Source organism: Alkalibacterium sp. MB6, assembly GCF_009935905.1.
Taxonomy (GTDB): domain Bacteria; phylum Bacillota; class Bacilli; order Lactobacillales; family Carnobacteriaceae_A; genus Alkalibacterium.
In genome coordinates, this window is sequence record NZ_PREX01000053.1 from 1 (window position 1) to 2,167 (window position 2,167).

Consider the following 2,167-nt stretch of genomic DNA (forward strand, 5'->3'; position numbering starts at 1 on the left):
ATCGGCTTTCTGTACTTTACACACCATACTATATGGTACTGAATATAGTAGACGTAACCTCTTCCTTTTAGTGCTTTTTTCACCATAATCACCTCTACATGTATTTTATCATATGTAGAAACAAAAAAACATGCGAAATCGCTTACTCACGACTAAAGTCACGAGAATGCGCTCATAAACTTTTCAATTAAGTTCTTATGAATGGATTTAACTACATCTTCTTCTGTCTGAACCGAGTCCACCCACACCATCCATTCCTTCAAATGCTCTCTGGACGACTCTATCAGTTTGAATAGCTCATTGCTGTCCTGATAATCTTTTAGTTTTAAAGATATGTCTTCATTAATTTTGTAGTCAAGCATCCTGGTATTCCTCTCTTGTTTTTTGTATTAGGATATACATTGAAAAATGGTTAAACAAGCCAATTCCTATGCTCCTATCCTAATGTGTCAAGATTTATATTCATAGTTTTATTATATCATGATCCTTCTTACATGAACACGGTACCAAGAATTATATGAAAATAACAGATTGATTAATTCACTGATAGTGATGATTTCTACCCTTTCTTCTTTATATTATCTAAGGAATTGTGGATATAGCTGACCAATTTAAAAAGCACAAAAGACTGTTTTAACAGCCCTTCTGTGCTTTGATGTATGTTTGACCCAATCAAGGCCATATTAATTAAGTAGAAAAACGACTTTCATATACGGTTGGTTAACCCTCTTCATCAAAAAGAAAGGCCTCTGTACTCAGCTCTAAATCATTGTCGTTGTCACGGTAAAGACGGGGACCTAATATTTCCAATTCGTAAACGTCGTCACCTGCTTCGATGAAGAGTGTCTCGTCCGTATACGTGACATCGTACTCTTCATAAACATCCTCGGAATCGAAAGGAAATGGGTAATCTCCCGGAATATTATGCGCATTCATTACTTGCATGCCTTCAGCCTGGAACGTTATGACTGGAGAGTCACCGAAGTCAAAGCTGAATGCACCGTCCTCCTCAATAACTCTTTTTACATCTGCACTTTCTTCTGTCGTACAACCAGCAAGTAATACAAATGCTAGAAAAGTAACGCCGACAGTTTTTTTGATTGTTGAATTCATCATACTGCATTCTCCTCTTCATCTTTTTTAGGTTCATGTTATCAATAGTATACAGCTTATCAACTACGGTACTATTAACCATTCCATTCTTATCATATTCTAATGATAACACATATCCAAAAAAAGTATAACTATTATTTTCAGTTGTTAACAAATGATAGTACGAATCTAAATTAGTTCAGAATGGAAAATTAAAGATAAACAAAGACGACCAATATAGTTTCATTCAGATCACCGAAAAAAGTAAGTGCATTATACTAAGTATCAGTCTTATCGATCTCACTTATGCTGTCGTTAGATTACTAACTGACTTTTAATAGTCTAAACAAACTCTATTTTTACTATTTTGATTAATAAGTGGTCGTTAATCATTTTAACGACCACGTTTTTAAGACCATCCGACTAAAAAGCATGATTAAGTTTACCAACAAGTATATTCTTAAGTCATTGAAATTTAAACAGTCATTATTCTTTCACCTTGGTCAAAAACTCTATATAATCTCATAATACCTTGCCTGCAATTGTTTTACTTCTTTCGCCAGTTCTTCGTCTGGGCCATCAACGTGGCAATCCTTTATTACGTCTTCAATAGCTAACGTTTTCAACTGTCCAGCGTTAATTACCCACTCTTCTTTCCATTCGTTTAACTGGCCGCTCGAACTCGCATAGACAATTCGACCCAATCCTACTCATGCATGAGCAGAAGAACACATTGAACAATGCTCGCCAGAAGTATACACAACCGCTTTTGCTCGTTCTTCTGGTGATAGATGTTCGGCTGCCCACCTTGCAATTTCAAATTCAGGATGACGTGTTTCATCACCTGTTCCGTTACGGTTGTGGTCCTCAAATAAAACTTGATTATCCTCCGATACAAGAACCGAACCAAAAGGCGCATGACCCTTTAATAAGGCTATTTTAGCTAATTCGACACTGCGTTTTAAGAATGGTTGATCGTTTGAACTAATCATCTTTCATCCTCCTCGTATAATAAGATTAGTCTTAAATGGCTAATCTTTTTTTTACTATATTTGTCATTTAAGGCTGACTTAAA

The 2,167-nt window shown here is 35.7% G+C and carries 4 protein-coding genes; all 4 read right to left on the bottom strand.

From position 1 onward, the window contains the following. Positions 1 to 158 precede the first annotated feature (158 nt). Positions 159 to 362, bottom strand: a complete 204-nt coding sequence (locus C3945_RS11605) for a hypothetical protein (protein ID WP_161879812.1) — start codon at positions 360 to 362, stop codon at positions 159 to 161. Positions 363 to 720: 358 nt separating this feature from the next. Further along, positions 721 to 1,116 (bottom strand): hypothetical protein, encoded by a 396-nt coding sequence (locus C3945_RS11610; RefSeq protein ID WP_161879813.1) that lies wholly within the window; start codon positions 1,114 to 1,116, stop codon positions 721 to 723. Positions 1,117 to 1,604: 488 nt separating this feature from the next. Then, the gene (locus C3945_RS11890) at positions 1,605 to 1,796 is read right to left on the bottom strand and encodes a hypothetical protein (RefSeq protein WP_202623369.1); all 192 of its coding nucleotides are present in this window, start codon (positions 1,794 to 1,796) and stop codon (positions 1,605 to 1,607) included. 6 nt (positions 1,797 to 1,802) lie between these two features. Beyond that, positions 1,803 to 2,084, bottom strand: a complete 282-nt coding sequence (locus tag C3945_RS11895) for a nucleoside deaminase (protein WP_202623370.1) — start codon at positions 2,082 to 2,084, stop codon at positions 1,803 to 1,805. Positions 2,085 to 2,167: the final 83 nt, after the last annotated feature.

Bases quoted from the DNA above. Each gene is read 5' to 3' on its own strand.
- C3945_RS11605 (WP_161879812.1), bottom strand. From the start codon at position 362: ATGCTTGACTACAAAATTAATGAAGACATATCTTTAAAACTAAAAGAT.
- C3945_RS11895 (WP_202623370.1), bottom strand. From the start codon at position 2,084: ATGATTAGTTCAAACGATCAACCATTCTTAAAACGCAGTGTCGAATTA.
- C3945_RS11610 (WP_161879813.1), bottom strand. From the start codon at position 1,116: ATGATGAATTCAACAATCAAAAAAACTGTCGGCGTTACTTTTCTAGCA.